The sequence below is a fragment of the Variovorax sp. N23 genome, assembly GCF_025486315.1.
In the GTDB taxonomy this organism is placed as follows: domain Bacteria; phylum Pseudomonadota; class Gammaproteobacteria; order Burkholderiales; family Burkholderiaceae_C; genus Variovorax.
This window is the reverse complement of sequence record NZ_JAOOPY010000001.1, coordinates 499275-522770: the sequence shown is the minus strand read 5'-3', so window position 1 is coordinate 522770 and position 23496 is coordinate 499275. Positions and strand designations below refer to the sequence as shown.

22 protein-coding genes are annotated in these 23496 nt (G+C 71.1%); 12 read left to right on the top strand and 10 right to left on the bottom strand.

Going from position 1 to position 23496, the window contains the following annotated elements; genetic code table 11:
- The first annotated feature begins 74 nt into the window (after positions 1 to 74).
- The 4 genes from N8A90_RS02475 to N8A90_RS02460 all read left to right on the top strand — a co-directional run bounded on the left by N8A90_RS02475 (position 75) and on the right by N8A90_RS02460 (position 3511).
- The gene (locus N8A90_RS02475; protein ID WP_262073053.1) at positions 75 to 1052 is read left to right on the top strand and encodes a Bug family tripartite tricarboxylate transporter substrate binding protein; all 978 of its coding nucleotides are present in this window, start codon (positions 75 to 77) and stop codon (positions 1050 to 1052) included.
- Positions 1049 to 2026 (top strand): succinylglutamate desuccinylase/aspartoacylase family protein, encoded by a 978-nt coding sequence (locus tag N8A90_RS02470; RefSeq protein ID WP_262073052.1) that lies wholly within the window; start codon positions 1049 to 1051, stop codon positions 2024 to 2026. The genes N8A90_RS02475 and N8A90_RS02470 overlap by 4 nt, the downstream gene beginning before the upstream one ends.
- 64 nt (positions 2027 to 2090) lie before the next feature.
- Positions 2091 to 2675 carry a DUF1439 domain-containing protein gene (locus tag N8A90_RS02465; protein ID WP_262073051.1) on the top strand — a complete coding sequence of 195 codons (585 nt, stop codon included), beginning with the start codon at positions 2091 to 2093 and terminating at the stop codon, positions 2673 to 2675.
- Between the two features lie 302 nt (positions 2676 to 2977).
- Positions 2978 to 3511 carry a glycerophosphodiester phosphodiesterase family protein gene (locus N8A90_RS02460; protein WP_262073050.1) on the top strand — a complete coding sequence of 178 codons (534 nt, stop codon included), beginning with the start codon at positions 2978 to 2980 and terminating at the stop codon, positions 3509 to 3511.
- Between the two features lie 6 nt (positions 3512 to 3517).
- On the opposite strand, the gene N8A90_RS02455 is transcribed toward N8A90_RS02460, so the two are convergent.
- Positions 3518 to 3991 carry a Cd(II)/Pb(II)-responsive transcriptional regulator gene (locus tag N8A90_RS02455; protein ID WP_262073049.1) on the bottom strand — a complete coding sequence of 158 codons (474 nt, stop codon included), beginning with the start codon at positions 3989 to 3991 and terminating at the stop codon, positions 3518 to 3520.
- A 73-nt stretch (positions 3992 to 4064) separates the two neighbouring features.
- Between N8A90_RS02455 and N8A90_RS02450 the strand changes: the two genes are divergently transcribed.
- From N8A90_RS02450 to N8A90_RS02425, 6 genes are all read left to right on the top strand, one after another.
- Positions 4065 to 6131 (top strand): heavy metal translocating P-type ATPase, encoded by a 2067-nt coding sequence (locus tag N8A90_RS02450; RefSeq protein WP_262073048.1) that lies wholly within the window; start codon positions 4065 to 4067, stop codon positions 6129 to 6131.
- Positions 6132 to 6141: 10 nt separating this feature from the next.
- Positions 6142 to 6552, top strand: coding sequence for a hypothetical protein (locus N8A90_RS02445; protein ID WP_262073047.1), 411 nt, complete (start codon positions 6142 to 6144; stop codon positions 6550 to 6552).
- 78 nt (positions 6553 to 6630) lie between these two features.
- Positions 6631 to 8124: a TolC family protein gene (locus N8A90_RS02440; protein ID WP_262073046.1), complete on the top strand. Its 1494-nt coding sequence runs from the start codon at positions 6631 to 6633 to the stop codon at positions 8122 to 8124.
- A complete protein-coding gene (locus N8A90_RS02435) occupies positions 8124 to 9497 on the top strand; it encodes a multicopper oxidase family protein (RefSeq protein ID WP_262073045.1) in 1374 nt (457 codons plus the stop codon). The genes N8A90_RS02440 and N8A90_RS02435 overlap by 1 nt, the downstream gene beginning before the upstream one ends.
- A 32-nt stretch (positions 9498 to 9529) precedes the next feature.
- The gene (locus N8A90_RS02430; protein WP_262073044.1) at positions 9530 to 10024 is read left to right on the top strand and encodes a cupredoxin family protein; all 495 of its coding nucleotides are present in this window, start codon (positions 9530 to 9532) and stop codon (positions 10022 to 10024) included.
- Positions 10025 to 10107: 83 nt separating this feature from the next.
- Positions 10108 to 10368: a copper-binding protein gene (locus tag N8A90_RS02425; protein WP_262073149.1), complete on the top strand. Its 261-nt coding sequence runs from the start codon at positions 10108 to 10110 to the stop codon at positions 10366 to 10368.
- A gap of 3 nt (positions 10369 to 10371) precedes the next feature.
- Here the strand turns inward: N8A90_RS02425 and N8A90_RS02420 are convergent, their stop codons facing one another.
- Complete coding sequence (locus N8A90_RS02420) at positions 10372 to 11694, bottom strand: NAD(P)/FAD-dependent oxidoreductase (protein ID WP_262073043.1); 1323 nt, start codon at positions 11692 to 11694, stop codon at positions 10372 to 10374.
- Positions 11695 to 11801: 107 nt separating this feature from the next.
- Positions 11802 to 12254: a universal stress protein gene (locus tag N8A90_RS02415; RefSeq protein ID WP_262073042.1), complete on the bottom strand. Its 453-nt coding sequence runs from the start codon at positions 12252 to 12254 to the stop codon at positions 11802 to 11804.
- A 163-nt stretch (positions 12255 to 12417) separates the two neighbouring features.
- Between N8A90_RS02415 and N8A90_RS02410 the strand changes: the two genes are divergently transcribed.
- Positions 12418 to 12972: a DedA family protein gene (locus tag N8A90_RS02410; RefSeq protein WP_262073041.1), complete on the top strand. Its 555-nt coding sequence runs from the start codon at positions 12418 to 12420 to the stop codon at positions 12970 to 12972.
- On the opposite strand, the gene N8A90_RS02405 is transcribed toward N8A90_RS02410, so the two are convergent.
- Positions 12961 to 13821 (bottom strand): SDR family oxidoreductase, encoded by an 861-nt coding sequence (locus N8A90_RS02405; protein WP_262073040.1) that lies wholly within the window; start codon positions 13819 to 13821, stop codon positions 12961 to 12963. The two genes, N8A90_RS02410 and N8A90_RS02405, sit on opposite strands and share 12 nt — an antisense overlap.
- Before the next feature lie 67 nt (positions 13822 to 13888).
- Here N8A90_RS02405 and N8A90_RS02400 point away from each other — a divergent pair, with 67 nt between their 5' ends.
- The gene (locus tag N8A90_RS02400; RefSeq protein ID WP_410087619.1) at positions 13889 to 14308 is read left to right on the top strand and encodes a winged helix-turn-helix transcriptional regulator; all 420 of its coding nucleotides are present in this window, start codon (positions 13889 to 13891) and stop codon (positions 14306 to 14308) included.
- Between the two features lie 31 nt (positions 14309 to 14339).
- On the opposite strand, the gene N8A90_RS02395 is transcribed toward N8A90_RS02400, so the two are convergent.
- Genes N8A90_RS02395 through N8A90_RS02370 form a run of 6 tightly spaced genes read right to left on the bottom strand, consistent with a single transcriptional unit; the run spans position 14340 to position 23495 of the window.
- Positions 14340 to 15626, bottom strand: a complete 1287-nt coding sequence (locus N8A90_RS02395; RefSeq protein ID WP_262073039.1) for an acetate/propionate family kinase — start codon at positions 15624 to 15626, stop codon at positions 14340 to 14342.
- A 26-nt stretch (positions 15627 to 15652) separates the two neighbouring features.
- On the bottom strand, positions 15653 to 17059 hold the full coding sequence (locus tag N8A90_RS02390; RefSeq protein ID WP_262073038.1) for a bifunctional enoyl-CoA hydratase/phosphate acetyltransferase: 1407 nt from the start codon (positions 17057 to 17059) through the stop codon (positions 15653 to 15655).
- A gap of 41 nt (positions 17060 to 17100) precedes the next feature.
- A complete protein-coding gene (locus N8A90_RS02385; RefSeq protein WP_262073037.1) occupies positions 17101 to 18228 on the bottom strand; it encodes an ABC transporter permease in 1128 nt (375 codons plus the stop codon).
- On the bottom strand, positions 18225 to 20981 hold the full coding sequence (gene rbbA / locus N8A90_RS02380; protein ID WP_262073036.1) for a ribosome-associated ATPase/putative transporter RbbA: 2757 nt from the start codon (positions 20979 to 20981) through the stop codon (positions 18225 to 18227). The genes N8A90_RS02385 and rbbA overlap by 4 nt, the downstream gene beginning before the upstream one ends.
- Positions 20978 to 22057: an HlyD family secretion protein gene (locus tag N8A90_RS02375; protein ID WP_262073035.1), complete on the bottom strand. Its 1080-nt coding sequence runs from the start codon at positions 22055 to 22057 to the stop codon at positions 20978 to 20980. The genes rbbA and N8A90_RS02375 overlap by 4 nt, the downstream gene beginning before the upstream one ends.
- A gap of 13 nt (positions 22058 to 22070) precedes the next feature.
- Entirely contained in the window at positions 22071 to 23495 is a 1425-nt protein-coding gene (locus N8A90_RS02370; RefSeq protein ID WP_262073034.1) for an efflux transporter outer membrane subunit, read from the bottom strand.
- Between the last annotated feature and the right edge of the window lies 1 nt (position 23496).

Genomic DNA, 23496 nt, shown 5'->3' with positions numbered 1-23496 from the left:
GCTGCGACGGCACCACGGCCGGCGGCCGGGATTCGCAGAATTCGCGCAGTCCCACCCAACCCGAGGCCACCGCGATGCGTCTTTCCCGTACCCTCTCTTCCTGCGTCACCCTGGCCCTGTGCGGCCTGGCCTGGTCGGCCGGCGCTGCCATGGCCGACGTGTACCCGAGCAAGCCCATCACGCTGGTGGTCGGCTACCCGCCCGGCGGCTCCACCGACCTGACCGGTCGCGCGCTGGGCCTCGAGCTGTCGCAGCGCCTGGGTGTGCCGGTCGTCATCGAGAACGTGGGCGGTGCCGGCGGCGCCATCGGCGCCCAGAAGGTGGCCAATGCCGCGCCCGACGGCTACACGCTGCTGGTCGGCGCCAACAACGAGGTGGCGATCAGCAGGCTGGTCAATCCCAGCGTGCGCTACGACCTGAAGGACTTCACGCCCATCGGTCTGGTCGCTTCCCAACCCCTGGTCCTGGTCGCCTCGCCAGCGGCCGGCGTGAAGAATGCCAACGACCTGCTGGCGCTGCTGAAGAAGAACCCCGGCAAGTTCAGCTACGGCAGCTCCGGCGTGGGCACCTCGCTGCACCTGGCGGGCGAAATGGTCAAGCAACAGGGCGGCGTGTTCATGACGCATGTGCCCTACCGCGGCGTGGCCCCGCTCACCAACGACCTGCTGGGCGGCAACATCGAGTTCGGCATGTTCGTTCTCTCCAGCGCCCTGCCCTACATCCGCAGCGGCAAGATGGTGGCGCTGGGCACCACCGAGGCCAAGCGCTCGGCCATCACGCCGGACGTGCCAGCGCTCGGCGAGAGCCCCACCCTGAAGGGCCTGGACATCAGCGTCTGGTTCGCCCTGCTGGGGCCGGCCAGGCTGCCCGAGCCGGTGCAGGCGAGCCTCAAGAAGGCGCTGGCCGACATCCTGCAATCGCCCGACTTCCGCAAGAAGATGGAGGCCAGCAGTTCGGTCGTCCCGACGGTGCCGGTGGACCTCGACCGTTTCCTGGTCACGGAGACCGCCAAGTACAAGAAGATCGTCCAGTTCGCGAACATCAAGGAGTGAGCGTGCCCCTGTCGACCTTCGATCTCCCTGCCCCCGACCTGTCGGCCTGGCGATCCGGCAACACCGGCACCGAAGGCGTCTGGCGCTTCGACGCGGACGCGCCCGGTCGCCACGTGATGATCTCTGCACTGGTCCACGGCAACGAGGTCTGTGGCGCCTGGGCCTTGAAGGGCCTGCTCGAAGCCGGCGTGCGGCCACAACGCGGCAGCCTGACGCTGGCCTTCTGCAACCTCGAAGCCTTCGATCGCTTCGACCCCGCCGATCACGACGCGTCGCGCTTCGTCGATGAAGACCTGAATCGCCAATGGTCGGCCGATCGCATCGCCGAAGGCGGCACGCGCGAGCGCCGCCGTGCCGCCGCGCTGCAGCCCTATGTCGAACAGGCGGACTGGCTGCTCGATCTGCATTCGATGCACGAGCCCTCTCCGCCGCTGACGCTCACCGGCCCGATGCCGCGCAACCTCGCGCTGGCGCGGCAGTTGCGCAGCCCCGAGCACGTCGTCATCGACGCCGGCCACCAGGACGGCGTTCGCATGCGTGACTTCGGTCGCTTCGGTGCGCCCGATGCCGACTCGACGAACGATGCGCTGGCCCTGCTGGTCGAATGCGGCTTCCACGGCGCCCTGGCCAGCCGCACCGTGGCGCAGGACCAGTGCGCACGGTTCCTGTGCGCCGCCGGCACGCTCGACGAAGCGACGGTTGCGCAGTTGCTGGCCGGTTGGGTGCAAGCAGACGCCCCGCGCCAGTGGGCGCTGGACGTGACCGGGCCGGTGGTCGCGCGCAGCGCGGATTTCCGCTTCGCGAAGCCCTTCACCGGCCTCGAGGTCATCGCACAGGCCGGCACCGTGATCGGCTGGAACGATGGCGAACCGGTTACCACGCCCTACGACGACTGCGTGCTGGTGATGCCCTCCACGCGCCAGGCACGCGCAGGTGTGACGGTGGTGCGCTACGCCCGCCGACGGGCACTCTGACGACAACGGGTCACGCCAAACGGCACACCGGGGATCTTTTCGGCTGTGGCAAGCTCCCAGCGTTATGCAGAAACGCTCTCGACACTCCGCTTCGCCTGAACGCCGTCGACTTCTTCGCGCACTGGGCGCGGTCGCGGCCGGCACGCCGCTCGCCGCCCTGGCCGGCTTCAACTTCTTCACCAGCGAATACACCATCGGCCGCGATGAGCTGCAGGCGCAGATCGCCAAGCGCTTCCCGGTGCGCCAGCGCTACGCCGAACTGTTCTCGGTGAGCCTGCGCGACCCGAAGCTGGTGCTCGATGCGGCCGGCAACCGCGCGGCGATCACGGCGCTGATGACCATCGGCAGCCCGCTGATGCAGCCGTCGAGCGTCGAGGGCATCGTGTCGGTGAGCAGTGCGCTGAAGTACGACGTGCCCGCGCTGACGCTGCGGCTGCACGACCCGCGCGCCGAGCGCATCGAACTGCAGGGCCTGAACGGCCGCGATGCCGAACGGTTGCAGCAGATCGGCGGCCTGGTGGCGCAGGAGCTGCTGCGCGACTACCCGCTGCGCACCTTCAAGCCCGAAGAGCTGACTGTCGGCCGCAAGACCTACGAGATCGGTGACATCACCGTACAGCAAGACGACATCAAGGTAGGGTTGAAATGACCCCCCGAAGCGCCTACGGCGCCTCCCCCCTAGGGGCGCACCCAGCGGCCTGGCAGAGCCAGTTCCGCGGGTGCCCTGGCATTTGGCCGCGCCGGTTTCATGCGCTGCGGAGCGCTATGGAAATTTGAAGTGCCGCGCGCACGCCCCCTGATCGGTACGGCGCTGATGGCGCTGACGTCGCTGGCAGCCACCGCCGCACACGCCTTCGACCTCCAGGCACACCGCGGCGGCCGGGGCCTGTGGCCCGAGAACACGCTGCACGCCTTCGACCAGGCGATCACGCGGCGCGCCGCGCCCACGCGGTGCGCTTCAACATCGAGACCAAGCTGGACCCGACGCGCCCGGACGACAGCGCGTCGCCCGAGGCGATGGTGCGCGCGCTGCTGGCCGAGATCGACCAGGCCGGCATGGCGGAGCGCGTGACGATCCAGAGCTTCGACTGGCGTTCGCTCGCGCTCGTCGGCGAGCTCGCGCCGCAGATGCCGCGGGCCTACCTCACGATGGCGCGCACGCTCAAGGACAGCCGGTGGACGGCCGGGCTGAACGCGGCGGACTTCGGCTCGACGCCGCTGCTGGTGAAGGCCGCGACCGGCGCCACGCCAGGCCCGGTCGTGTGGTCGCCCGCCGGCAGCACGGTGACCGCCGCGGCGGTGAAGCAAGCGCAGGCCCTGGGCTTCCAGGTGATCCCCTGGACGATCAACACGCGCGCCGACATGGCGAAGCTGATCGACCTGGGTGTCAACGGGCTGATCAGCGACTTCCCCGACCTGCTGCGCACGGAAGTGCGCATGCGCGGCCTGCCAATGCCGCTGCCGTCCGGGCCGCCGGTTAACTAACGTCGATCAGACATGCCGCGTGGCCGAGGTGCCGCGCTCGCCGCGCAACGGCTGCGCATCGGCCCGCGCGTGCAGCGACTCGATGATGTGGCACTGCGCATCGCTGCCGTCGCAGCTATTGCGCAACGCGAGCAGGTCCTTCTCCAGCGCACGCAGTTCGCGCAGCCGTTCGCGCACATGGCCCAGGTGCGCGTCGAGCGCGACGCAAGCCGCGTCGCAATCGGTCTTGCTGCGCAGGTCGAGCCCGAGCAGGGTGCGCACCTCGTCGAGCGACATGTCCATCGCCCGGCACAGGCGAATGAAGCGCAGCGTGTGCACGTCGGCGTCGCTGTAGAGGCGGTAGCTGTTGTCGCCGCGGCCCTGCGGCGCCATCAGGCCCTGCTTCTCGTAGTAGCGGATGTTGGCGGCGCTCACGCCGCTGGCGTGCGCGGCCTCGCCGATGCGGAAACCCTGCGCGGCGCGCGGCATTGCAACAGACATGGCTTGACCTTCAAGTGACTTCAACGTTTCCAATCGTGGCACATCTTCAGAAATGAGAAAGCGCACGCCCCGAATGTCCCAGGACCACACCGCCGCCACGACCCCGCCACAGCGCCCGGTCAAAGACACTGCCGGTTGCGACAGCTGCTGCGGCGCCCCGGTGCGGCTGCGCCCGGCCAGCGCGCCAGTGCCGCCCGCCCATGGCGAGGCGGGGCACGACCATGACCACGACCACACGCATGCCGACGCAGGCGACGACGGGCACGACCATGGCCCGCTGCCCGCGCTGCCGCGCATCGTCGCCGCGCTGGTCGTCGCGGTGCTGGCCGAGCTGAGCCACCTGCTGCTGCCCGACACCACCATGGGGCGCCTCGGCGGCATGGTGCTCGCAGCGCTGGCCATCGCGCTGGCTGGCACCGGCATCTACCGCAACGGCCTGAGCTCGCTGCTGCGCGGCAGGCTGGGCATCGACGCGCTCATGGCGGTGGCCGTCACGGGCGCCTTCCTGATCGGCCAGTGGCCCGAGGCGGCGATGGTGATGGCGCTCTACGCGCTGGCCGAATTCATCGAGCACAAGGCGGCCGACCGCGCGCGCAACGCGATCGGCGGCCTGATGGCGCTGGCGCCGGACGAAGCCGAGGTGCGCGGCGCCGACGGCGCGTGGCAGCGCGTGGCGGCACGCAGCGTCGCGGTCGACGCGGTGGTGCGCATCCGCCCCGGCGAGCGCGTGCCGCTCGACGGCGTGGTGACGGCCGGCAGCAGCGCGGTCGACCAGGCCAGCGTCACCGGCGAGAGCATCCCGGTGGACAAGGGTATCGGCGATGCGGTCTTCGCCGCCACGGTCAACCAGACCGGCGAGCTCGAGATGCGCGTCACGGCGGCGGCCGGGCACACCACGCTCGACCGCATCATCGAATCGGTCGAGCAGGCGCAGGCTTCGCGTGCGCCGACGCAGCGCTTCGTCGAGCGCTTCGCCGCGGTCTACACGCCGACCGTGTTCGCGCTGGCCGTGCTCGTCGCGGTGCTGCCGCCGCTGCTGCTCGACTGGGCATGGCTCGACGCGATCTACAAGGCGCTGGTGCTGCTGGTCATCGCCTGCCCGTGCGCGCTGGTGATCTCGACGCCCGTCACGGTCGTGAGTGGCCTGACCGCTGCGGCACGGCGCGGGATTCTCATCAAGGGCGGCACCCACCTGGAAGGCGCGCGCAATCTGCGCGCGGTGGCGCTCGACAAGACCGGCACGCTGACCGAAGGCAAGCCCACGCTGGTGGCCTTCCAAGCCTGGGGCGATGCGGATGAAGCTCGGACACGCAGCGCGGCGGGCAGCCTTGCGGCGCGCTCCGATCACCCGGTGTCGAAGGCGATCGCCGCGGGCATCGACCTGCCGCGCGAAGACGTGACGGATGTGCGTGCCCTGGCCGGGCGCGGCACCGAAGGCCGCATCGGAGGACGCCCACTGGCGCTCGGCAACCTGCGGCTGATCGACGAACGCGGCCTGCGCACCGACGCGCTGGCGCAGGCCCTGGCCGCGCACGAACGGCAAGGCCGCACCGTGACGCTGCTGGCCGACGAGCACGCGGTGCTCGGCCTCTTCGCGGTCGCCGACACCGTCAAGCCCGGCTCGCGCCAGGCGGTGGCCGACCTGAAGGCGATGGGCGTGGCGCCCGTCATGCTGACCGGCGACAACGCGCTCACGGCCCGCGCCGTGGCCGAGGCCGCCGGCATCGACGATGCGCGCGGCGACCTGCTGCCCGACGATAAGCTCAAGGCCGTGCAGGCCATGCGCCAGCGCTACGGCATGACCGGCATGACCGGCGACGGCATCAACGACGCACCCGCACTGGCCCAGGCCGACATCGGCTTCGCGATGGGTGCCGCGGGCACCGACATCGCCATGGAGGCGGCCGACGTGGTCATCATGAACGACGACCTCGGCCGCATCGCCGAAACCATCCGCCTGTCGCGCCGCACGCACACGGTGCTGTGGCAGAACATCTCGCTCGCGCTGGGCATCAAGGTCGTTTTCTTCGCACTCGCCGTGGCCGGCAGCGCGACCATGTGGATGGCGGTGTTCGCGGACATGGGGGCCAGCCTGCTGGTGGTGGCGAACGGCTTGAGGCTGCTGCGCACCCGGCTCTAGAATCGACCCCATGCGTCTGCTGGTGCTCGTCCTCGCCATCGTCCTGCTGCCCCTGCGCGGCTGGCTGGGCGACGCCATGATGCTCGCACCGGTGCAGCCGTCCACGGCCGGGCACGCGATGCATGCCATGGCCGACGGCGCCATGAAGGCGCATGGGATGCATGCCATGCCTTCGGCCGACGACAACGAAGCGCATGCGATGCATGCCGCGATGGACCCCGGCGCCACGCATGACGGCTCCGAGGGCACCCACGCCGCGCACGCCACCTGCGACACCTGCCAGTTCTGCCATTCCGTCGCGGTGACGGCCTGGCCCGAGGTGCCGATGCCAGTCACGGCGCCGGCCCACGCGCCGGTCGCCGAGGCCATGCGCTTCGCCAGCGCCGAAGCCGTTCAGGGCTTCAAGCCGCCCATTTCCTGATCTCCCTGCCCGCAGTCCGTCCGCTGTTCGCCCGTTCCGGGTGGCAAGCGGCCGCTTCCTCGCTCGTGGAGATCCATCGTGTCCCTTTTTCATCGCCCCTTCCGGGGCTGGCCGCGCCGTTCTGACGGCAGCCTCCGTCTTCCTCTCACGCATCGTGCGGCTGCCGCCGCGCTCGCGTTCACGCTGGCCGGTTGCGCCAGCGTCTCGCCCGACGGGGGCGAGCGCGACGTGCAGGTGCTCGTCGCGCGCAACCCCATCGTCGGCGACGCCACGCCACGCCGTGCACCCGACGACGCCAGCCGCCAGGCGGTCGACGCGTTGCTCGCGCGGCCGCTCGACGCGCAGGCGGCCGTGCGCATCGCGCTGGCGAACGGCCCGCGCATGCAGGAGGCCTTCGCGACGCTGCAACTGAGCGATGCCGACCGCGCGCAGGCCGCGTCGCTGCCCAACCCCGTGTTCGCCTTCGGCCGCCTGCGCCAAGGACGCGAACTGGAGCTGGACCGCGCGCTGAGCTTCAACGTGCTGGGCCTGCTCACCCTGCCCTGGCAGGCCCGCTGGGCCGGTCAGCGCCACGAAGTCGCCAAGCTGCAGGCGGCGCAGAGCGTGCTGCAACTGGCCGCCGACACCCGCCGCGCCTGGGTGCGCGCGGTGGCGGCGCAGCAGGCGGCGGTCTACCTGCGCGATGCCCAGGCCGCCGCCGAGGCCGGTGCCGACCTGGCGCAGCGCATGGCGCAGGTCGGCAACTGGAGCGCGCTGCAGCGCACGCGCGAACAACTGCTGCTGGCCGACGCATCGGCCCAGCTCGCGCGCGCCGAGCAAAGCGCGCTCGCCAACCGCGAACAGCTGACCCGCCTGATGGGCCTGACGAGCGCGCAGTCGACGTACCGTTTGCCCGACCGCTTGCCACCGCTGCCGGTGTCGATGCCCACGCTGACGGACGTGCAGGCCAGCGCGCTGCGCGACCGGCTCGACGTGCGCGCAGCGCAGGCGCAAGCCTCGGCCACCGCCGATTCGCTCGGCCTCACGAAGGCCACGCGCTTCGTCGATGCGCTGGAGATCGGGGCGGTGCGCAACACCACCTTCTCGAACGACGCCGACGGTGGCCGCAGCACGCAGCGCGGTGTCGAGCTGGCGCTGCCGATCCCGCTGTTCGACGGGGGACTGGCCCGCAACGCGCGCGCCGAGGCGCTCTACGGCCAATCGGCCGCCCGTGTGCGCGCCACCGGCCTGCAGGCCGCGAGCGAGGCACGCGAAGCCTACGGCGGCTGGCGCAGCGCGTGGGACGTGGCGCATCGCTACCAGACCGAGGTGCTGCCGCTGCGCCGGACGGTCAACGACGAGATGCTGCTGCGCTACAACGGCATGCTCGCGAGCGTGTGGGAACTGCTCGCCGAAACGCGCACCAGCATGGGGGCCGTGAACGCGGCCATGGACGCGCAGCGCGACTTCTGGCTGGCCGACACCGACCTGCAGCTCACGCTCACCGGCAGTTCGCCCGCGGGGCTGAGTGCCTTGCAAACCGCCGGCGACAACGCCGCCGCCCCCAACCCAACCCCTGCAGGAGCCCATTGATGGACCGCCGCCACTTCTTCACCGGCGCGGCCACGGCCGTGGCCGCCGCCAGCGTCAGCCGCGTCGCGCTCGCCGCGCTGCCCGACGCGCACACGCAGTCATCGACCGCCACGGCCGCGCCGCTGCTGCCGCCCGACGGCCGCCCCTACAACCCGGTCGTCACGCTCAACGGCTGGACGCTGCCCTGGCGCATGAACGGCAACGTCAAGGAATTCCACCTGGTCGCCGAGACGGTCGTGCGCGAGATGGCGCCCGGCTTCAAGGTCAACATGTGGGGCTACAACGGCCAGTCGCCGGGCCCGACGATCGAGGTGGTCGAAGGCGACCGCGTGCGCATTTTCGTGACCAACCGGCTGCCCGAGCACACCACCGTGCACTGGCACGGCCAGCGCCTGCCCAACGGCATGGACGGCGTCGGCGGCATCACGCAGCCGCACATCCCGCCGGGCAAGACCTTCGTCTACGAGTTCGTCGCGCGCCGGCCGGGCACCTTCATGTACCACCCGCATGCGGACGAGATGACGCAGATGGCGATGGGCATGATGGGTTTCTGGGTGACGCATCCGAAGGCGCGGCATCCGCTGATCGCCGAGGTGCAGCGCGACTTCTGCTTCCTGCTCGGCAGCTTCGACGTCGAGCCCGGCAGCGCGACACCCAAGGTCAACACCATGACCGACTTCAACACCTGGGCCTTCAACAGCCGCGTGTTCCCGGGCATCGATTCGCTCAACGTGCGCCGTGGCGACCGGGTGCGCATCCGCGTGGGCAACCTCACGATGACGAACCACCCGGTCCACCTGCACGGCCACGAGTTCGAGGTGACCGGCACCGACGGCGGCCCGGTGCCGAAGACGGCGCGCTGGCCCGAGGTGACGACCGATGTCGCGGTCGGCCAGATGCGCCAGGTCGAGTTCATCGCCGGCGAGGAAGGCGACTGGGCGCTGCACTGCCACAAGAGCCACCACACGATGGGGCCGATGGGGCACGCGGTGCCGACCATGATCGGCGTCGACCACCGCGGCATTGCCGAGAAGATCCAGAAGCTGGTGCCCGACTACATGGTGATGGGCGACAAGGGCATGGCCGACATGGGCGCGATGGAGATGCCGCTGCCCGACAACACGCTGCCGATGATGGCCGGCCAGGGTCCGTTCGGCCCCGCCGAGATGGGCGGCATGTTCACGCTGCTCAAGGTGCGGCGCGACCAGCGGCCGGGCGACTACCGCGACCCCGGCTGGTTCAGGCACCCGGCCGGCACGGTGGCGCACGAGGTGCCCGGCGACAGCGCGCCGCCCGCGACGTCGCCTGCCACGCCGCCCGCCACGGGTGCCCCCGACGCCAGCGTGCGCAAGCCGTCCGGCCACGCGCATTGACCCCCTCCTCAGTTCCTCTCGAAAGATTCCATATGAAGCTCTTCCGAACCCTCATCGCGAGCGCCCTGCTCGCGGCGCCGCTCTTCGTTCTCGCGCATGAAGCGCACACGCCCCGTGCCGCGCAGGCCGCGCTGCCGCCCGAACAGCAGGCCTGGGGCATCGCCGGCGAAGCCCGGGCCGTGCGCCGCACCATCGACATCGCCATGACCGACGAAATGCGCTTCACACCGTCGGTGATCGAAGTGCGCGAAGGCGAAACCGTTCGCCTGCGCCTGCGCAACCGCGGCAAGGAACTGCACGAGCTGGTGCTCGGCACCCGCGCGACCATCGACGAGCACGCCGAACAGATGAAGAAGCACCCGACCATGGAGCACGACGACCCGTGGATGGCGCATGTGAAGGCCGGCCGCACCGGCGAGCTGGTGTGGCACTTCAACCGCCCCGGCGACTTCGACTTCGCCTGCCTGGTCGGCGACCACTACGAACTCGGCATGGCCGGGCGCGTGCGTGTGCTGCCGGCCCGATGAACCCGCCGATCGACATGGAGTCCCTCATGAAAAGACGCGCGCTGCTGCGCCACACACCCTTCGTTCTCCTCGCCTTCGGCCTGATGGCCGTGTCCCTCTCGGCCTTCGCCCAGGCGCCGCTGCCCGTGGTCGACGGTGAGGTCCGCAAAGTAGACGTCGAGCAGCAGAAGATCACGCTGCGCCATGGCGAGATCGCCAACCTCGACATGCCGCCGATGACCATGGTGTTCCGGGTCCAGGAGCCGGCGCTGCTGCAGAAGGTCAAGCCCGGCGACAAGGTGAGGTTCACCGCCGACAAGGTCGACGGCGCGCTCACGGTGATGACGCTCGAACCGGCGAACTGAGCCTCAGGCCGCGGCGCGCCGGCGGCCGAAGCGCTGCGGGTCGAAGGGCGCAAGCGGCGTCTCCGGCGTCCGGCCGGCGAGCAGCTGCGCCGCCAGCCGGCCGGTGCGGGCCGAACCGCCCAGCCCGACATGGCCATGGCCGAAGGCCAGCACCACGTCGGGCGTCGCAGCCGCCGGCCCGATGCAGGGCAGCCCGTCGGGCATGCTCGGCCGGTGGCCCAGCCAGTGGCGCACGCCGGCCCCCTGGGCATCGCGCGGCAAGGCGGGGAACATCGAGCGCAGGTGGCTGTACAGGATGTCGGCACGGCGCCAGTCGGGCGCCGCATCGAGCCCGCCGATCTCCACCTGGCCTGCGGCGCGCAGGCCGCCGTCCATCCAGTGCGCGATCAGCTTGCCGTCGGCCGCCATCATCGGCGTGCGCGGACCGACCCCAGGGGCGCCGACCATCACGTGGTAGCCGCGCTCCGACTCGAGCGGCACCGGCGAGCCCGCCGCACGCGCCAGCCCGGCCGAGTACGCGCCGGCGCAGATGGCCGCCGCGTCGCAAGCGACCTCGCCGTGGTCGGTCAGCACGCCCCGCAGCCGGCCGCCCTCGATGCGAAAACCCGTGGCGCGCGCCACCACGCGCTGTGCACCCTGCCGCCCGGCATGACGCGCGAGTGCCGCCACGTAAGCGCCCGGATCCCGGCAGTGCCCGGCCTCCGCCACGAAGATGCCGAGCGTGTAGCGCTCGTCGAGGTCGGGCTCGTGCGCGCGCAGTTGCGCCGCATCCCACTGCACCCAGCGCACCCCGGTGCGCTCGCGCACGCGCCACCCCAGCGCATCGCCCATGAACTCGGCCTGCGAGCGATAGACATGCAGCAGCCCGCGGTGTTCGATCAGCTGCGGCACGCCGGCCTCGCGCGCCAGTTGCTGGTGCAGCTGCGGCGCATCGACGAGCAAGGTGCGCAACGCATCGGCGGTGCGCTGCACCCGTGCCTCGGTCCCCCCCGACAGCAGATAGCGCAGCAGCCAGGGCGCAGCGCGCGGCAGGTGGCGCCAACGCACCGCCAGCGGACCGAGCGGGTCGGCCAGCCAGCCCGGCACCTTGCGCCAGGCGCCCGGCAAGGCCGGCGGCACGACCGAATGGGACGACAGCCAGCCGGCATTGCCGTAGCTGGTGGCGTGCTCGTCACCGGGTTCGCCGGGCTCGATCACGGTGACGCGCAGCCCCGCGCGCAAGGCTTCGATGGCTGTTGCACTGCCGACCGCGCCGGCGCCGATGACGACGACATGGCGCCAAGCTTCCGTGGATCGAAGGCTCTCTGGGTGTTCACGTACCTGCATCACGCCGATCGTACGTGGCGCGACCGTCACACCGGCGGCGCCGTGATCCTCACGCGACGGTCGACGGCGCACTCACGGTGATGACGATCGAACCGGTGCGCTGAACCTCAGTCGCGCGGCGCGCGCACCAGCAGCACAGGCACCGACGCCAGGCGCGCGACCTGTTCGGCATCGCTGCCGATGAGCAGGCGGTCGACCCCGCGCCGACCGTGCGTGCCGAGCACGATCAGGTCGGCGCCGGACTTCACGGCGTGCTCCACGATGCGTTCGGACACCCGGTCGCCGCAGCACTCCACCAGCACGGTCTCGACCGCGACGGGCGTGGCGGCCAGCCCGGCCTTCGCGGTGTCGAGCAGCGCCTGGCCGGCCGCGAGGAAGCGCGGGCGGATCTCCTGAACGTAGACCCCCGGGCGCTCGAAGCCGTTGACGTGCGCAGCGTCGTCGACGATGTGCAGCAGCACGAGCGACGCACCGCAAAGCTGCGCCAGCTGCGCGGCCTCGGTCAGCGCGCGTTGCGAGGTCGTGCTGCCATCGATGGGGACCAGGATCTTTCGGTACATGACGGAGGACTCGATAGGCCGGGGTGCGGCGATGGATGAAAGGGCGGGTGTTCGCCTGCACTCTAGGCGCGGCATCTCGGCGCGCGCTTGATGGCGATCAAGTCCACCCGCTCGGCGTCCAGGGCGAGGGAAACGGCCACGAGGCTGCGGCATGATCGGCGCCATGCATGCTTCCGCGCTCCTCGAGCATTACGGCTACCTCGCGGTCTTCATCGGGGGGCTTTTCGAGGGCGAGACGATCCTGATGCTCGGTGCCTATGCGGTGCACCAGGGCTACCTCTCGCTGTGGCCGCTCGTCGCCTGCGGCGCCGCTGCGGCCTTCCTGGCCGACCAGTTCTACTTCCACCTCGGGCGGCGCCAGGGCGCCGCCCTGCTGGCGAAACGCCCGACGATGGCCCGGCACATCGCGCGCGTCAACGGCTTCGTCTCGCGCCATCCGGCCGCCACCGTCTTCCTGATGCGTTTCGCCTGGGGCCTGCGGATCGTGCTGCCGGCCACCCTGGGCCTGGGGCCGATGCGGGCATCGGTCTACACGGCGCTGAGTATTCCCGCGTCGCTCGTGTGGGCCGCTGTCGTCGTCCTGTTCGGCCTCAAGCTGACGCAGCTGCTGCATGGGCTCGTCGGCCAGCTGCGGCCGTACGAGCATGTCCTGATCCTGGCGGCGCTGGCGATCGCGCTCCTGGTCGCGCTGGCCCGGCAGTGGCGATCACGGCGATGAACGCCCGGGCAGCGCCGCGGCGACCGACGCCGCCAGCGGTGTCGTCGGGCGTCCGATGAGCGACGACAGGGCACGACCGTCGTCGAACAGCGCGCCCTTCGACACCTCGACGTCAATCGCCGCCAGCGCCTCCGGCCACGGTGCCGGGAGGCCGGCGCCGCGCAGCGCTGCGGCGAAGTCCGCCGGCGGCAGGTTCCTGTAGGGAATGTCCTTGCCCGTCTGGCGCGTGATTTCCGCGGCGAGTTCGGCCAGGGTGTAGGCCGAGTCGCCGGCGAGTTCGTACGTCTTTCCCTCGTGTCCCGGCGTGGTCAGCACCGCCACCGCGGCGGCGGCGTAGTCGGCACGCGCGGCCGAAGCGATGCGGCCGTCGCCCGCGCTGCCGATGAACGCGCCGTGGGCGACGGCGGAGCCGACGGAGCCCGTGTAGTTCTCGGTGTACCAGCCGTTGCGCAGGAGCGTGACGCGCAGGCCCGAGGCGCGCATCAGCGCCTCCGTCTCGACGTGCTCGGTCGCCAGGCTCAAGGTCGAACGGTCGGCATGGAGCAGGCTGGTGTAGACCACGCGCGTGACGCCCGCCGCCTTGGCCGCATCGATGACATGGCGGTGCTGCGCCACGCGCTGGCCGACTTCGCTGGAGGAGATGAGCAGCAGCGTCTCCACCCCGGCCAGCGCCCGGCTCAGCGTTTCCGGGCGGCTGTAGTCGGCCTCACGCGCTTCCACGCCCAGGTCGGCGGCCTTCGAGGGTGTGCGGACCAGCGCGACGATGTCGGCCGCCGGCAGCTTGGCGCGAAGTCCCTCGATGACGAGGCGACCGAGTTGGCCGGTGGCGCCGGTGACTGCGACTTTCATGAGATGTCCTGTGAAGTGGTGAAAGCAGGCACTGTAGGATCGACACGAACTTTTTGTAAGTACGCACATGAAGGTAAGTACCCTGCCCGTTCCGCGGCACCCCACCCAGGACACGTCGGCGCTGCTGGGCGCCATGCGTCGCGGCGAGTTGCTGGTGGCGAGCTGCCCCTCGCGGCAGGTGCTCCAGCACCTCACGAGCCGGTGGGGCGTGCTGGTCCTGCTGGTCCTGGAAACGCGCGTGCACCGCTTCAGCGCGCTGCGCCGGGCGATCGGCGGCGTCAGCGAACGCATGCTGGCCCAGACGCTGCAATCGCTCGAGGGCGACGGCCTGGTCGACCGCATCGCCTTCGACGTCGTGCCGCCCCATGTGGAGTACCGCCTCACGCCGCTCGGCCTGGAGGCCGCGGAAAGGGTCCGGGGCCTGGCCGACTGGATCGAGACCAGCCTGCCCCGGATTCTTCAGGCCCAGGCCAGCCGCCGCCCCTAGCGCGGCGAAGCGGCGCCGCACGCCGGCGGCGTCAGCCGGAGGCGCCGTCCGCGCGGCCGAGGGACAGCAGCGCCGCGGCATCGCGCGCGGCGATCCACTCCTCGTTGGTCGGCTCCACCGCCACGCCCACACGGCTTTGCGCGGCAGCGATCCAGGGTGCATGGCGCGCGTTGGCCGGATCGTCGAGCACCAGGCCCAGGTAGCCGAGCGCGGCACAGACGCGCTCGCGGATCGGCGCGCTGTGCTCGCCCACGCCCGCCGTGAAGACCAGCAGGTCCAGCCCGCCGAGCACCGCCACCAGCGCACCGATCTCGCGCACGATGCGGCGAACGTACAGCGCCAGGGCGGCACGCACGCGCTCGCCGACCTCGTCGTCGCGGTCTTCGGCGGCCAGCAGCACGCGCGGCTCCGACGAGACGCCCGACACGCCCAACAGGCCCGACTCGTGGTACAGCAGATGCCCGACCTGTGCCAGCGTGAGCTGCTCGACCTCCATCAGGTAGAGCACGACGCCCGGGTCCAGCGCCCCGGTGCGCGTGCCCATCATCACCCCGTCGAGCGCGGAGAAGCCCATCGTCGTGGCGACGCTGCGCAGGCCCTGCATGGCGCACAGGCTCGCGCCGCTGCCCAGGTGCGCGGCGATCGTGCGGCCGCGCGCGCGCTCGCCATGCCGCTCGGGCAAGGCCACCGACAGGTACTCGTAGGACAGGCCATGGAAGCCGTAGCGGCGCAGCCCCCGCTCCCACGCCGCGTAGGGCAGCGGCAGCATCTGCTCGACCCGGGGCAGCGTGTGGTGGAAGGCCGTGTCGAAGCAGGCGACCTGCGGCAGGGCCGGCTCCGACGCCAGCAGCGCGGCCATCGCCTCCAGCGCGAAAGGCTGGTGCAGTGGCGCGAGGGGAACGAAGGCCCGCAGGTCGGCCAGCACCGCGGCATCGATGCGTACCGGCGCCGCGTACTTGCGGCCGCCGTGCACCACGCGGTGCGCCACCGCCGCAAGCGGGCGGCCGGCCAGCCGGGCCGCCACGCGCTCGCGGATGTGGGCCAGTGCCGCGTGATAGGGCTGCTGCGCGTCCAGGGCGACCGGCACCGGCGCGATGCCGGTCTCGCCATAGGTCGGCGCCGGGCCGCCGATGTCCTGCACCTTGCCGTTCCAGGCCGGCACGCGCGGCAGCGGCGACGCGCCGGCATCGAACAGCGCGAACTTGATGCTCGACGAGCCGCAGTTGAGCACCAGGATCAGCGGGGTCGCCCGGGCCTGGCCGTCCTGCGCGTGCGACGGACCGGACAGGGGGTGGAGGCGTGGAAGGGGTTGATTCATGATCTGCCTGCGTTGCCGTTGCGCCGTCAGGGGCGCACGCTGCGGTAGCGATGCGCCAGCAGCAGCGCGATGGCGCACGAGGCGATGCGCGTTTCGCGCGAATCGGCGCGGCTGGTCAGCACGATGGGCACCTTTGCGCCCATCACGATGCCGGCCGTCGCCGCATCGCCCATGTACTCGAGCTGCTTGGCCAGCATGTTGCCGCTTTCCAGGTCGGGCACCACCAGCACGTCGGCCTGGCCCGCCACGTCGGAGCGGATGCCCTTGACGCGCGCGGCGGCGATCGACACCGCGTTGTCGAACGCCAGCGGCCCGTCGAGCACGCCGCCGGCGATCTGCCCGCGGTCGGCCATCTTGCACAGCGCGGCGGCATCGAGCGTGGCGGGCATGGCCGGGTTGACCGTTTCCACCGCCGCCAGGATGGCCACGCGCGGCGCGGCCACGCCGATGGCATGCGCCAGGTCGATGGCATTGCGCACGATGTCGGCCTTCTCGGCGAGCGTCGGCGCGATGTTGATCGCCGCGTCGGTGAGGATGAAGGGCCGCGGGTAGGCCGGCGTCTGCATCAGGTAGCAGTGCGACAGCCGCCGCGCGGTGCGCAGCCCCGCGCCGGCGGCCAGCACGGCGCTCATCAGTTCGTCGGTGTGCAGGCTGCCTTTCATCAGCGCCTCGACCTCGCCCTTGCCGGCCATCTCGGCGGCGCGCGCGGCGGCCGCGTGGCTGTGCGGCACGTCGTCGATGTCGATGCCCGAGAGGTCCAGGCCGGCCTCGTCCGCCACGGCCAGCAGCCGGGCGCGCGGTCCCACCAGCACCGGCACGATCAGGCCGGCGGCCCGGGCGTCGAGCGCGCCGCCCAGGCTCAGCGCATCGCAGGGGTGGACCACGGCGACACGGATCGCGGCCAGCGGCCGCACATGCGCCAGCAGCCGCGGCAATCCGTCGGCCGTGCGCAAACGCACCTCGGGCAGGGTGGTGGCGGCGCGCTCGATGCGCTCGGTCGGCGCGAGCACCGTGGCCTCCCCGTCGATCACGGCCTCGCCCTGCTGGTTGGTGCAGCTGCAGGCCAGCGTGAGCCGCTTCTTCGCCTCGTCGCGCGTGCTCACGCACACACGGACGGTCAACGTGTCGCCGACCCGCACAGGACGCAGAAACTTCAGCGTCTGCGCCAGGTAGACCGTACCGGGCCCCGGCAGACGCGTGCCGAGGACCGCCGAGATCAGCGCCCCGCCCCACATGCCATGCGCGATCACGCCGTGGAACCGGGTCGATGCCGCGTACTCGGCATCGAGGTGCGCCGGGTTGACGTCACCGGACATCACCGCGAACAGCTGGATGTCCTCGGCCGTCAGCGTGCGCTCGATGCTGGCGCTGTCGCCCACGGCGATCTCGTCGAAGGTGCGGTTGCGGACGATGGCAAGGTCTTGAGGGCTCATGCGGACTCCTGGGCGCCACGGCGCCGACGATGGGGATTCATTCAGGCCATCAGGGCGATGGTCCTGCGGAAGCGCCGCAGGGACAGCGCGAACAGCGAGACGCCGATGACCAGCAGCCAGACGAACGGCTTCCAGACGACCTCGATGCCCGCGCCCCGGTACAGGATGGCCTGGCCCAGCTCGACGAAGTGGGTGGTCGGCGCCAGCAGCATCACGGTCTGCACGGCCTCGGGCATGCTCTCGCGCGGCGTCATGCCGCCCGAGAGCATCTCCAGCGGAATCATCGTGAGGATCATCAGCAGACCGAACTGCGGCATGCTGCGTGCCAGCGTCGCAAGGTAGATGCCCATCGAGGTCGTGGCGAACAGGCACAGCGCGGCACCGGCCAGAAAGAGCGGCACCGAGCCATCGACCGGCACCTGCAGCAGCCCGCGCACCACGAACTGCAGCGACAGCGCGGCCGCGACCAGCACCACGGCGCCCATCGACCAGATCTTCGCCAGCATGATCTCGGCCGGCGTCACCGGCATGACCAGCAGGTGCTCGATGGTGCCGTGCTCGCGTTCGCGGATGATCGCGGCGCCGGCCAGGATGATCGACACCATTGTCACGTTGTTGATGATTTCCATCAGCGCGCCGAACCAGGCCCGCTCCAGCCCCGGGTTGAAGCGCGCCCGCAGCGCCAGGTCCACCGGCAGCGTGGTGCCGCCGCGGTAGCGCTGCACGAATTCGCTGAGCTCGCCCTGCACCATCTGCTGCACATAGCCGCTGCCGCTGAAGGCCTGGCTCATGCGCGTCGCGTCGACGTTGAGCTGCAGTTCGGCCGTGCGCCCGCCCAGCACGTCGCGCTGCAGCCCGGCGGGGATGACCAGCACGAAGGTGTAGCGGCCGGCGTCCATGCCGGCGTCCATCTCGCGCTGCGTGATCAGCCGCGGCGTCGTGAACAGCGGTGGATAGAAGGCCGACACGATGCGCGCCGACAGCGGCGAAGCGTCCTCGTCCACCACGGCGATCGCCGCCTTGTTCAGCGTCTCCGGCATCGCCGCGGCCGAGGTGTAGACCGCGATCGTGAAGGTGTAGCCGATCAGGATCAGCATGACCGGGTCGCGCAGCAGGCTCCACAGCTCCTTGACGCCCAGGCGGTAGATGTTGGCGAGGTGACGCTTCATGATTCCTGCTTCTTCAGGAGGAGGACGGCAACGCCGAGGATCACCGGCACCGAGGCCAGCAACGGCCAGAAGCTCGCGCGCAGATCCGACAGGCCGAGCGCCTTGCTGAACACCCCGCGGCTGATGGTGAACATGTAGCTGGCCGGATAGAGCTCGCCGATGATGCGCCCGGCGCCTTCGAGCGATGACACCGGATGGATCAGTCCGGCGAACTGCGTCGCCGGAATCAGCGTGCCGATCATCGCGAAGAACATCGCGGCGATCTGGCTGCGCGTGACGGCCGAGGCCAGCAACCCCATGCCGGTGGAGACAATGCTGAAGATGAAGGCCGCCAATGCCAGCGTGGGGAAACTTCCGCTCATCGGCACGCCGAAGGCGGTGACGGCCAGCAGGGTCATCAGCAGGAAGTTCAGCATGGCCAGCGCCACGTACGGCAGCTGCTTGCCGAGCAGGAATTCGGTGCGCGTGACCGGCGTGACGTACAGGTTGACGATGGAGCCCAGCTCCTTCTCGCGCACCACCGCCAGCGCGGTGAGCATGGCCGGCAGCATCATCAGCAGCATCGGAATCACCGCCGGCACGATGGCCGGCAGGCTCTTCACGTCGGGGTTGTAGCGAAAGCGTGTCTGCACACCGACCGAGGCGGCGCTCGCCATGCCGCGCGCGCGCGCCTGCTCCGCGAGCCAGTGCTGGTGCAGCCCCTGCACGTAGCCAAGCACGGTTTCCGCGCGCGTCGGCATGGCGCCGTCGATCCACGCACCGACCTCCACATGGCGCCCGCGCAGCGCGTCGCGCCCGAAGCCCGGCGGGATCTCGATGGCCAGCGAGAGCTCGCCGCTTCGCATGCGGCGGTCCATGTCGGCGTCGTCGGCGATCGGCGGCTGCTCGACGAAATAGCGCGACCCCGACAGGTTCAGCGTGTAATCCTGGCTAAGGGTGCTCTGGTCGCGGTCGAGCACCGCGTAGCGCAGGTTCTCCACGTCCAGGCTGATGCCGAAGCCGATCACGAACATCAGGAGGAGCGAGCCGCCGAGCGCGAGCGTGGCGCGCACCGGGTCGCGCTGCAGCTCCAGCGTCTCGCGCCACACGTAGCTCATCAGGCGCTGCAGCGAGAAGGCCGGCGGCCGCGCGTGCGAGGCCGCTGCGGCTGGCGATGCGCCGGGGCTGGCGGCTTCGGCCCTGCCGCCGGCCGCGGCTTCATCCGCAGCGGCCGGGTCGGCGCCGCCGCCCGCTTCGACCAGATAGCCGATGAAAGCCTCTTCCAGGGTGCGCGCACCGCGCTTGGCCACGAGCCGGGCCGGCGTGTCGCTGTCGAGCACCTTGCCCGCATGCATCATCGACATGCGGTCGCAGCGCTCGGCTTCGTTCATGAAGTGCGTGGAGATGAAGATGGTGACCCTGTCACGCCGCGACAGCGCGATCAGCAGCCGCCAGAAGTTGTCGCGCGCGACCGGGTCCACGCCCGAGGTCGGCTCGTCGAGGATCAGCAGTTCGGGCCGGTGCACCATGGCCACCGCCAGGGACAGCCGCTGGCGCATGCCCAGCGGCAGGCTCTCGGGCAGGCTGTCCAGCACCTCGGCCAGGTCGAAGCGCCGGACCATGTCGTCCACGCGCTCGGACAGTTCGGCCTCGGGCACATGGAAGAGGCGCGCATGCAGCACCAGGTTCTGCCGCACCGTGAGTTCGCCGTACAGCGAGAAGGCCTGCGACATGTAGCCGACGCGGCGGCGCGTGTCGATATCCTTCGGGTCGACCTCCTGACCGAACAGCCAGGCCCGGCCCTCGCTGGCGGGCAGCAGGCCGGTCAGCATCTTCATGGTGGTCGACTTGCCGCAGCCGTTGGAGCCCAGGAAGCCGAAGATCTCACCGCGCCGGATGCGGAAGTTCACATGGTCCACGGCGGTGAAGTCGCCAAAGCGCATCGTGAGGTCCTGGGCCTCGATCGCGATGTCGTCCTGCCCGTCCTGCGGCAGCGGCGGGATCTCGACCGGCGCGTAGCCCCGCTTCTTGTCCTCGGGCAGCAGCTGAATGAATGCGCTCTCGAGCGAGCCGCTGCCGGTGCGTTCGAGCAGCGCGGCCGGCGTGCCGGTGGCGAGCACCCGGCCTTCGTCCATCACGATCAGCCAGTCGAAACCCTGCGCCTCGTCCATGTACGCCGTGGCGACGACGACGCTCATGTGCGGCCGCTCTGCGCGGATGCGCGCGATCAGCCCCCAGAACTGCGCACGCGCCAGCGGGTCGACACCGGTGGTGGGCTCGTCGAGGATCAGCAGGTCGGGGTCGTGGATCAGCGCACAGCACAGGCCGAGCTTCTGCTTCATGCCGCCCGAGAGCTTGCCGGCCGGCCGCGCCAGGAAGGGCTGCAGGCCGGTGCTGCGCGTCAGGTCGTCGATGCGGCGGCGTCGCTCGGCGGCCGCATGGCCGAACAGGCGCGCGAAGAACTGCAGGTTCTCCTCGACCGACAGCGTGGGGTAGAGGTTCTTGCCCAGGCCCTGCGGCATGTAGGCAATGCGCGGGCATACGCGGTCGCGGTGCGCCTTGCGCGCCATGTCGCCGCCCAGCACCTCCACCCGGCCCTGCTGCACGGCGCGTGCGCCGGACAGCAGCGCCAGCAGGCTGGACTTGCCCACGCCGTCGGGGCCGATCAGCCCGACCATGCAGCCGGCGGGGATGTCCAGCGTGACGGCGTCCAGCGCGCAGGTCTTCCCGTAGTGCTGGCTCAGCCCCTCGACGCGGGCGACGACATCGCTCACCGCGGCACTTTCACCACCAGCTCGGCCGGCCACTCGGCCTTGTCGTCGAGCTTGAGCCAGGCTACGCCGGGCAGGCCAGTCTTGACCTGTGCCAGGTTGTTCTTCAGCAGCTGGGGATCGATCCGTGCCTTCACGCGGAACATCAGCTTCTGCCGCTCGCTCGCGGTTTCCACCGTCTTGGGCGTGAACTGCGCGGTGCTGGCGACGAAGCTCACCTTGGCCGGAATCACGAAGCCGGGTGCGGCATCGAGCACGATGCGCACGTCGCTGCCCAGCGCCACGCGGCCGGCCACGGTCTCGGGCAAGAAGAAGGTCATGTAGACGTCCGACAGGTCGACCAGGTTCAGCACCTTGCCGCCCGCGGCCAGCACCTCGCCGGGCTGGGCCACGCGGTACTGCACCCGGCCATCGCGCGGTGCCGTCAATGCGCTGTCGGTGATGTCGGCCTGGATGCGGGCGATGGTGGCCTCGGCCGCGCCGACGGTCGACTGCATCCCGGCGACCTGGGCGCGCGCCGCGTCGATGGCGGCCTGGCCGGCGGCGGCCTGGGCGCGTGCGGCCGTGACCGCGGCCTCGGCGCTGCGCACGCGGGCGCGGTCGTCGTCGAGCTCCTGCAGGGATGACGCGCCTTCGGCCGACAGCGTCTGCGAGCGCACCAGCCGGCGCCGGGCGGCGTCGAGCTCGCTCTCGCGTTGCGCCACCACGGCCAGCGCGGCGGCACGGTCGCTCTCGCGCGCGCTGACCTGGGCGCGGGCGCTGGCCACGGCAGCCAGTGTCTGCGCGTGCTGGGCGCGGGCTTCGTCGCGCTGCGCGTTCAGCACGTCGACCTGCATCTCGGCCAGCTTCTGGCCGGCCTTGACGAAGGCGCCTTCGTCCACCAGCAGGGCCTGCAGCCGGCCGCCGAGCTTGGCCGCGACGTCGATCTCGGTGGCCTCGATGCGGCCGTTGCCGTTGACGAAGCCCTCGCCGGGGCCGCTGTTCTTCGTCTTCTGCCAGACATACCAGCCGCCGGCGGCCAGGGCCAGCACGACGGCCGCAATGATCAGTTTTTTCTTGAGAGCGGGATTCATGGACATGTCCGATGGGGATTCAGGGGGCGGCGGCGGCGTCGACGTGCTGGGCGCCGCCGCCCAGCGCGGCATACAGGCCGATGCGGGCCGACAGCAGCGCACGGCGCGTCGTCACCAGCGACTGTTCGGCCGCGAGCAGGTCGCGCTGCGCGTCCAGCACTTCGAGAAACGCGGCCGCACCATGGTCGTAGCGCAGCGTGGCCAGGCGCGCGCGCTCGGCCTGGGCCGCCAGGCCTTCCGTGCCGATGCGCACCTGCTCGGCCAGCCACTGGCGCGCCGACAGCGCATCGGCCACGTCGCGGAACGCGGCCTGCACGGTCTTCTCGTAGTCGGCCACGGCCAGGTCGCGCCGCACTTCGGCCAGGTCCAGCGAGTTCCTGCGAGCGCCGCCGTCGAAGATCGGCAGCGAGATGCTGGGCGCGAAGGTCCATGCCCGGCTGGCGCCCTCGAACAGGGCGTCGAGCTGGGCGTTGGCCACGCCTGCGTTCGTCGTCAGTGCGATGCGCGGGAAGAAGGCGGCGCGCGCGGCGCCGATGTTGGCGTTGGCCGCGCGCAGGCGGTGCTCGGCCGCCAGGATGTCGGGCCGGTCGGCCAGCAATGCGGAAGGCAGGCCGGCGTCCAGCGGCTGGAGCACGGCACCGTCGTCCAGCGGCGTGGCCGCCGGTGTCAGGTCGACCGGGCCGCCGACCAGCTGCGCCAGCGCATGGGCCTGCGCGGCGCGCTGCTGTTCCAGCTGGGCGCCCAGCGCGCGGGCCTGGGTGGACAGGGTCTGCACCTGGGCTAGATCGAGCCGCGAGGTCGAACCGACCTCGAAGCGGCGCGTGAAGATGCGCAGCGATTCCGCGCGCGTGGCGATGCTGCGGCGGGCCAGCACCAGGCGCTCGTCCAGTTCGCGCAGCAGGAGGTAGCCGTCGGCCACCTGGGCCACCAGCGAGAGCGTGAGCGCGCGCCGCGCCGCATCGCTGGCCAGGTAGCTTTGCAGGGCGGCGTCCTGCAGGCTCTGCACGCGGCCCCAGAAGTCGATCTCCCAGGCATTGACGCCCAGCGCCACCTGGTACTGGCTGCCGACCATGGCCCGGCCCGTGGTGCTGAGCGACGCGGGGACGCGGGCGCGGCTGGCGTCGGCACCGACACCGACGACGGGAAAGCGCTCGGCGCGCTGGATGCCGTAGGCCGCGCGCGCCTCCTGCACGCGCAGCGCGGCCAGGCGCAGGTCGCGGTTGTTCTGCAACGCCTGCGCGATCAGCTGCTGCAGGCGCGGATCGGCGAAGTGCTCGCGCCAGTCCACGGCGGCGGCGCGCCGCCCCGCCGTGGCCGCGGGATCGGCCATGGCATCGGCGGGATACGCCGCGGGCACGGGCAAGGCCGGCGCCTGGTAGCCGGGCGCCATGGAAGCGCAACCGGCGAGCAGCAGCGCGGCGGCGAGAACGGTGGGTTTCAGCATG